Source organism: Lactiplantibacillus herbarum (genome assembly GCF_001039045.1).
GTDB classification, from domain to species: domain Bacteria; phylum Bacillota; class Bacilli; order Lactobacillales; family Lactobacillaceae; genus Lactiplantibacillus; species Lactiplantibacillus herbarum.
In genome coordinates this window covers 31,633-39,802 of record NZ_LFEE01000010.1, presented here as the reverse complement: position 1 = coordinate 39,802, position 8,170 = coordinate 31,633, and the positions used below count along the sequence as shown (strand labels likewise).

Below are 8,170 nucleotides of genomic sequence, written 5' to 3'. Positions count from 1 at the left end.
GTTGTTTTGGGGCTTTCAACCTTTAGTTAATATCATTATTTATTCATTCGACGACGTTTAACGCCTACTAAAGCCAGCAGACTACTGAATCCTAACAAGACGAGTCCCATAATGCCTGTGGATGACTGCTTAGTTTCACCAGTTTGTGGCAACTGGCCTTTAGTCTTCTGGTCAACCGCGGAGCCTCCAGCCTTGGCACTTAGCTTAACCACTGTATTCGTAGTCGAGCTATTTTGGTAGTTATCACTGCTCGTGAAGCCATTGCCAGTGTTCGTGGTGCTGTCGTTATCACTAACACCATTATTTGTGTTGCCAGCCATATCGTTTTCAGCAGTGTTGGTATCAGAACTACCGTTACTATTGCCGCTGTTACCAGTATCAGTATCTCCGTTGCCATTACCATTGTTTCCAGCATCAGTATCTCCGTTGCCATTATCGTTGTTATCCGTATCGGTACTTCCGCTGCCATTGCCGTTATCACCAGCATCAGTACCTCCGTTGCCATTACCGTTGTTACCAGTATCAGTACCTCCGTTGCCATTATTGTCGCCACCAGCGTCCTTTGCAGTTACAGTCACCGTAACGGTCTTTGAAACTAAATTGTCGTATTTATCAGTGTAACTATAAATAACCTTATAAGTCCCTGGCTTACCCGTATCGACTTTTTCACCACTGACCTTAACATCATCGAAGCTAATGGCGTTACCATCAGCATCCGTTCCACCAACAAAGCCAGCTTCAGCGTTCCAACTTGAACCTTCAGTTACTGTTACGTCCTTAACGTCAATATTGGCCTTCGTTGCGACTACCGTTACCGTAACCGTCTTTGAAACCTGATTGCCGTACTTATCCGTATAAGCATACGTCACTTTGTAAGTCCCAGGCTTGCTAGTATCGACTTTTTCGCCACTGACCTCAACGTCATCAAAGCTAATGGCGTTACCATCGGCATCTGTCCCACTAACAAAGTTATCTTTGGCATTCCAAGTTGAACCTTGAATGACCTTCGTATCCTTAGCCACAATGTCAGCCTTCGTTTCCGCTGCCAGTACGGTTACAGTACTGGTCTTTGAAATCTGGTTGCCATGCTTGTCCGTATAAGTGTAGATGACTTGATAGGTCCCCGGCTTACTCGTATCGACTGGATCACCGCTAACGACTACATCCTTGAAGTCGATTGGCTTACCATCAAAATCAGTCCCAGACGTCATCCCGCTTTCAGGGCGCCAAACTTCATTTTGAGTCAACGTTCGGTCCGAAACCTCAAGCGTCTCCTTCGTACCAACCACCGTCACCGTAATCGTCTTGGTAATCACGTTACCAGCTACATCCGTATAACTATAAGTGACCTTGTAGCTACCCGGTTTACTGTTATCAACCTCGTCACCACTGATCGCTATGAGCTCTTTACCGGTCGCCTCAGTTGTTTCATTAGCAGCAACAAACATGATATCTGCATTATCAATCTTGTTGCCCAGACCATCCGTCAAACCACTAAAACTATCACTAGGCTTCCAAGTACTTTTAGATGTGGCAGGTTTTTGCGGGATAGATGTATCAGTAACATCAAACCCAGCCTGACTCACCACGACCTTCACCCGAATTAACTTGCTGACAGTCTCACCATTTGAGTCAACGTAGTAAAGCACAACGTTATAAACGCCAATCTGGTCAGGATCGAGCACCCCCGCAAACGTGACATCATCGGTAGTATCAGATCCATTGATGTCGACCGCCTTTACAACGTTATCCTTAACAGCCCAGGTCGTCTTTGGCCCGGCAACTAACGTACTGTCATCCGCTTCTAGTTGTGAAGAAGCATTAGCCGCCTTTTGCCAAATATAGGTGTCAGCCGCAACGTTATTTCCATCAGCCAAACCAGCCATTAGTTCTGCCGAAGTATAGGTCTGACCGGAACTTACGCCAACCCACTTACCAGTGTAAGTAGTCGTTGACGCTAAAGGAGGTAACGAGACGTTATTTGTTTCTGATTTCAGAGCGGTGTTAGCTCCTAAGACCAACGTCTGAAGACCGGTCATGTTTGCCAACATCCCAGTGATATCTTGACCCCGACTCAAGTCCCAGTTACTTAGGTCTAACGCTAACAAACTCGTCGCACCCAAAAACATGTTGGTCATATCTGTGACATTGTTAACATTCCAATTAGATACATCCAACATCTTGATACTACTTGCACCAAGAAACATAAACCTCATCGTGGTAACGTTACTGGTATTCCAATTTGAAACGTTCAACGTTGCTATCTTAGAATCATACCAAAACATCATACTCATATTTGTGACATGACTAGTATCCCAGTGTGAAACATCCAATGTCGTTATCTTAGAATCAAAAAACATTGATTGCATGGTTGTAACATTACTAGTATTCCATCGCGAAACATCACCAATACTAGTTACACCACTAGTAGAGAACATTAGACTCATGTTTGTAACATGACTAACATCCCACTTTGATAGATTTAAAGAACTTAACCCTGATGTAAATAAAAACATCGTCTGCATGTTGGTGACTTTACCAGTATCCCAACTCGCAATGCCATCAATACTTGTTAATGCATTGTCACTCATGAACATTGATTGCATATTCGTAACATTACTAGTATCGAATTGATCCGCATTAGTAATGGTCGTCAACTGCGTCAATTGTGCGAATAAACCAGCACTATTGGCACTACCTACGACCTTACCGTCAAAATCAATCGCCGTAATCTGATTTGAATAAGCTACCCACGGACTTTTAATATTGGTTGTATCGGCAAACGTTCCGGCACCTAAATGTAAGACACCGTCACTATCAATACGCCACTCACTAGTCCCAAACGTTCCGTTCGCAATATCAGTCGCATCAGAAGCGGCTCTAGCTAACGTCGCCCGTTTATTAATTACTTGTTGATCATTAGTCGCAGTATTCGTTGCCATAACCGCAGTTGTATCAGCAGTTACGACGGCTGGCTTTAGCTCCTCAGCCGGCAAATCATTATCGCTAGCTGCACTAGTAACTGTGTCAGTAGGTGTCAGATCAGTCGCATTATTGACCGTTGCATTGGTCACAGCACCGTTACCTTCCGTTGATGACACCGGTTGATCAGTTATTGCTGCGCTACCAGTCGTTAGATTAGTGGTATCAGTAGCTGACGTCGAAGTAGTCATGTTATTACCAGTCTTGTTTTGCTCATCATTACTATTATTAATAATCGGTGTAACGACCTGGTTATTAGTACTAGTTGTAGCAGTACCCGCAGCGCTCACGGTGCTAGCACTGGTTACATTACTAGTCGTATTTTTAGGCGTCTCACTAATACCAGCTATTGCACCAGTTGCAGCACTCTCAGACGTATTACTGTTAGTTGACGACGAACTAGTTGCACTACTAGTTGTGTTCTTTGCTATCTGGCTGGTAGCTGACGTTGTACTAGTTGCATTACTGGCAGTCGTTGCTGTCGAGCTAGTTGCACTGCTTGCGGCAGCCGACTTGCTGGTAGCTACATTAGAAGAAGCACTTGTATTATCCTGACTAGTATTGGCATTAGTCGACGTTGCCGTACTGCTTGATACCGCACTATTAGCATTTGATTTCGTCGTACTCCCGACCATGGCAACGTTAGTATTATTACTACTATCGGTCGTCGTATCCGCGTTGGCATTAATGCTCCCTACTTGCCAACTTAAAACCACAATCCCAGCAAATAGCCAATTACGGCCTTTTTTATACATCTTGTAATGTTCTTTCCTGATCGTATTCACATTGCGCTGATTATTAGCACCCATGTTATAAATCCCCTTTGATTAAAATATCCAACACCATTAAACCTACTCAAGCAATATTTTTAATGGTGCTCCCCTACAACGCCATCATACGCCGATAATGTAACCATTAAACTAATCGGCTATGCTAAGTTAACCTTACAAACGCAAAAGTGAGAATTAATTGCACAAAAAAAGAGCTTAGAAGGTTGATCTAAGCTCCCTGCTTGGACTCACTAACAAGTCCTATAAATCTTTAACCATATGTTGGTAAGGATGTGTGCCAATCATCAATTGACCGTCCACCGTAAAACCTTGGCGGTGATATAACTTGGCTGCTCGTGGATTACCATCATCCACATTCAGGCTCAACTTTGAAGCCCCTAATGGTTTAACTAATGCTGGTAAGGCCTCTAAGAGTGCACTCCCAACACCGTGTCCCTGAGCTTCTGGCGCCACCGCAATCATACTAAGATACCACTCATCAGGCCGCGTCTCGCCACCTAACTCTAGTGGCGTGTCAAAACCAGCGTGCTGTTCTGAAGTCGTCCGTAATAAGTCGTTGACGGCCACTTCATTTTCCGCCAGATGGCCAAACGCCACGCCAGCGACTTTTTCATCAATAGTCGCTACAAACGTCTGCGCTAACCCATCCAAGTTAGCTGGTTGTTGGTATAATTTCGTTAACATATCGTGAAGATCAGCATCGCTTACATCTCGTAAAGCGGGCATCTCCATGTCGCGATAAATAATCGCAACTAGTGACGCAATCTGCGCGCTGTCTTCTGGTTGAGCGATTCGTATTTGCATATGACACACTCCTCATATTTTTATTAACCCTACCAGATGGTCATCGGACCGTCAATCGTTGTGCTTTTGTTGCCGACGATGTTCGATCGTCACGACCCAGGTGGTGACCGGCACCACTAAGATAACGCCAATCAGCGCGAACAGCACCATCAGTACCTCCGCCACAAAAATCTTATTATTGATCACACTCCCAAATGAATAATGGAGCCCTGAGAACCAGATAAACAGTGCTAAAAAGCCACCGAAAAAGCCAAAGAACAACGTATTGAAAGTCGTTCCAATAATTTGCTTACCGATACTGATACCATCGATGTATAGACGTTTGGCTGTGATCAGCGGATGTTGTTCGATAATCTCACTCAAGCCAGCCGCAATCGCAATGGCAGCTTCAGCAATCGCCCCCAACGTACTCAGAATGGCTTCTGCTACTGCCACACCGATGAAAGAAACACCAATTGCCAGTGACATGCCTTCCAGATCTTCGCTATCTTCCAGACTAAAGCCCTGCGCCATAATCCAATTTTCAACCGGAAAAATCACCAGAATCAAAACGACCATGACAATCAGTGCCGCAATGTACGCGGGTCGTGCGGCCATCTCATTATCTTCACCAAAGAAGATCGTGAAGGCTAAAATAATCGTCCCAATCACTAGAGTAACGGCCATCGCCGGGAACCCCCACGAGATTAAGACTACCGCTAAGAATAGCAGACCAAAATTAAAAATTAAGCTTAAAAAGGCCGTTGCTCCCGTCTTACCACCGATTAACGTCATTAATCCAAGTAAGACCAATCCTAATACTGTAATCGTACTCATCGTGGCAACACCTCCCGTGGCATCAAGCGGCTAGCTAGCCAACTTGCAACTGGAATTGCTAACACGATACCGATGCCGGAGATCAGGCTCTGCACCATTCCTAGTGACATATTCATGGTAAACGTATAACCCCAATTATTGCCGTTACGTAGGTAGAGCAAGGTCATCGCAAACGTATCCGCCATAAAGATCAAGAACAACACGTTGATCAATGGTCCCATGATGGAACGGCCGATCTTAATACCCGACTTGAAGACTTGCTTGGACTCAATGTCGGGCCGTTCTGTTTTCAATTGGAACAGCGACGCGACGATATCCGTGGATTCATCCATTACCGCTCCCAGTGAACCGAGGATCGTTTCCACCAAGAATAGCGGCCGGGGAACCTGCGTCACGTACTGCATCGACTCATAGGTCACGCCGCGTTCGTGCGTCACCGAAAAGACGATCAGACTGATAATTACGGCTAACCCAGTACCAGCTACCGTAGCGCCAAAGGTCACCACCATTTGCCGGCTGAATCCTAAGACTAGCCACAGTGTTAACGCCGCAAAGACAACGGCTAGCACACCGAATAACAAATAAATATGGCCACCATTTGTCATCAAATCAATCTGGATAGCTGCGTAGAATAGTAGCGCGTTTAAACCAACACTTAAGAAGGCCATTAATCCGCTGAAACGCATAATTAGCAGCAACAATGCGAACGCCAACCACACGACAAACGCCAGTGCCGTATCCCGTTTTAATCCTTGAATCGTCACGGCACTGTCCTGATCACTCGGAATCCGTAAAAAGACCTGGCTCCCAACACGATAGGACTGATCCATTGCACCGGACCGCGTATACGTGTTTTTGATATGATAAATCCGGCCACGGTGCGCCTTATTCAAGACTTTGACCGTGACAACTTGCGTATAAGTCATATCCTTATTTTCAAATTCATCGGTCGTTGAACTCTGACTCTGCGCTCGAACCTGCGTCACTTGCGCCACTGTCTGTTGATAAAGACCAGCATTGAAGCGGGTTAACCCGACGCCGATTAGACCTAGTACCACCACGACAATCGTCAAACTTAGCTGCCAATGCTGTCGTATCCACTGTTTCACATCTTCACCTTTTTTCAATTCAATGGGAATAAGTGTACCACCACTGGCATCATTCCATCTTAATCTACCGTAATCTTTACCGGAACCTAAGCTTCAACTTGCACCCGTAACGCTTTTAACTGGGCAATCTCTTCATCGTCATGTACCCGTTGAGCCATTTTCAACCCGTTCTTGATCAGCGTCAGCGCTTGTTCTGGTTGCTGGTGCACGCGCCATTCGTAAACGGCCCGCAACTTATAGTAGGCCAACGGTTCATAACGTCGTAATAAATGTTGAATCCCGTCATCTTGGTACCACGCAAGAATCTGTGGTGAGCGGTGATCCGTCACCAGATTCCAATAGAGCGTCGCATCCAAATACTTAGCAAGATCTACTGGTGGCAAGGTATTGAAGCTTGGTTCTAATCGACTCAACCCCGCCAGTAGTTCCGGCGTACTCAAGCCATGCTGGAGGCCCCATTCGAGAATCAACCAGGCTTGCCGAACGACTAAATAATTACGGTTACCACCGTCCCTGGGCATCACGATCATCCGTGCATCTAAGGCGGCGACACTTCCAGTTTGAACCTTCACCGCTGCCGCACAAGCCGTCACGTAAGCTGCCGTCATTGCGGCATCCGTTGCTCGACCCTGACGGAATTCTTGCCCAGCAGTTGGGTGACCATGTAAGTTCATCGGCAGTAACTGACCGGCTTTCAAGGTATTCACCCAGATCCAAATAATGAAGACAAACAGCCATATATTCATTTTAAACGTAAATTGCGTCAGCGTAATCAAACTCAACATGACTGTCAGCAAACTGAACAAACCACCGCCAAAACAATAGACAGCGTGGTTAAACCGTTTCGCATCCGCCGGTGGATTAGCTACCAAGTGTGGGTGCCGAGTCAGCGGTCTTTCCCACCGCCAATGCCCGTTCACCTTACTCAGTTGAAGCCGAAATCCAGTAATGCGCACGATGCGAGCCCCAATCAATCGAAACCCGACCCACTGACCTAGCCAGTAGATCAACGTTGCTAAAAGCTCACTTGCGATCAGTGCCAAGCCGAGCCAACCGACCGTGGCAATAAATTGTCCAACAACTAACATGCCATTTCCTCCGTTCTCATCTTAATTTAGGGTAAGCCAAATTTAATTGCTATTGCGTTCATTATACCAAAACAAGCTGACCCATTACGAATTCATCGCGTGGGCCAGCTTGTTAAATACTGCTTCAAAAAAAGTAGTGTCTTTTTTACATATTATTTTAGTTATCCTAACAATACCATACATGCGGACATATCCGCCTACCGGTGCAGTCTGACAACGCTGGAACGCCATGGGCACGATTTTGAGCTCACAAGTAAAACCCGCTTGCAATCTCAAAACTCGGCCTTACACTAACCTGCAAAAACCACTCAGCTAAGTGTAATTTCATGGCTGAGCGCTGTCAGACCACACCTCACGGCTAGATAGAATTCAAATATTGATAGACACTTTACCTAGCATTAATTGGATTGATCACTATTTCAAAAAACTAGATGACAATTGTTTAGTAATTGCCAGCCATTTTTTATAGCGTACATTCCCATTAACTGAAGAATTATATCCTAGATGAATCTAAGAATCCTGATCAGTCAGCCTAAAATTAGGTACACACATAGCTGCCCTAGACCACTGTCCAGCCGTG

General features: G+C 45.5%; 5 protein-coding genes. All 5 read right to left on the bottom strand.

Translation table 11 applies throughout. The features are described from left to right. Nucleotides 1–35: 35 nt before the first annotated feature. Complete coding sequence (locus tag ACG95_RS13935; RefSeq protein WP_053072660.1) at nt 36–3,791, bottom strand: bacterial Ig-like domain-containing protein; 3,756 nt, start codon at nt 3,789–3,791, stop codon at nt 36–38. A 222-nt stretch (nt 3,792–4,013) separates the two neighbouring features. Beyond that, nucleotides 4,014–4,577: a GNAT family N-acetyltransferase gene (locus ACG95_RS03300; RefSeq protein WP_047999141.1), complete on the bottom strand. Its 564-nt coding sequence runs from the start codon at nt 4,575–4,577 to the stop codon at nt 4,014–4,016. Nucleotides 4,578–4,628: 51 nt separating this feature from the next. After that, the gene (locus ACG95_RS03295) at nt 4,629–5,393 is read right to left on the bottom strand and encodes a YibE/F family protein (protein WP_047999140.1); all 765 of its coding nucleotides are present in this window, start codon (nt 5,391–5,393) and stop codon (nt 4,629–4,631) included. Next, the gene (locus ACG95_RS03290) at nt 5,390–6,520 is read right to left on the bottom strand and encodes a YibE/F family protein (protein WP_047999139.1); all 1,131 of its coding nucleotides are present in this window, start codon (nt 6,518–6,520) and stop codon (nt 5,390–5,392) included. Before ACG95_RS03290 ends, ACG95_RS03295 begins: the two co-directional genes overlap by 4 nt. Before the next feature lie 68 nt (nt 6,521–6,588). Continuing rightward, nucleotides 6,589–7,590, bottom strand: a complete 1,002-nt coding sequence (locus tag ACG95_RS03285; protein WP_047999138.1) for a hypothetical protein — start codon at nt 7,588–7,590, stop codon at nt 6,589–6,591. Nucleotides 7,591–8,170: the final 580 nt, after the last annotated feature.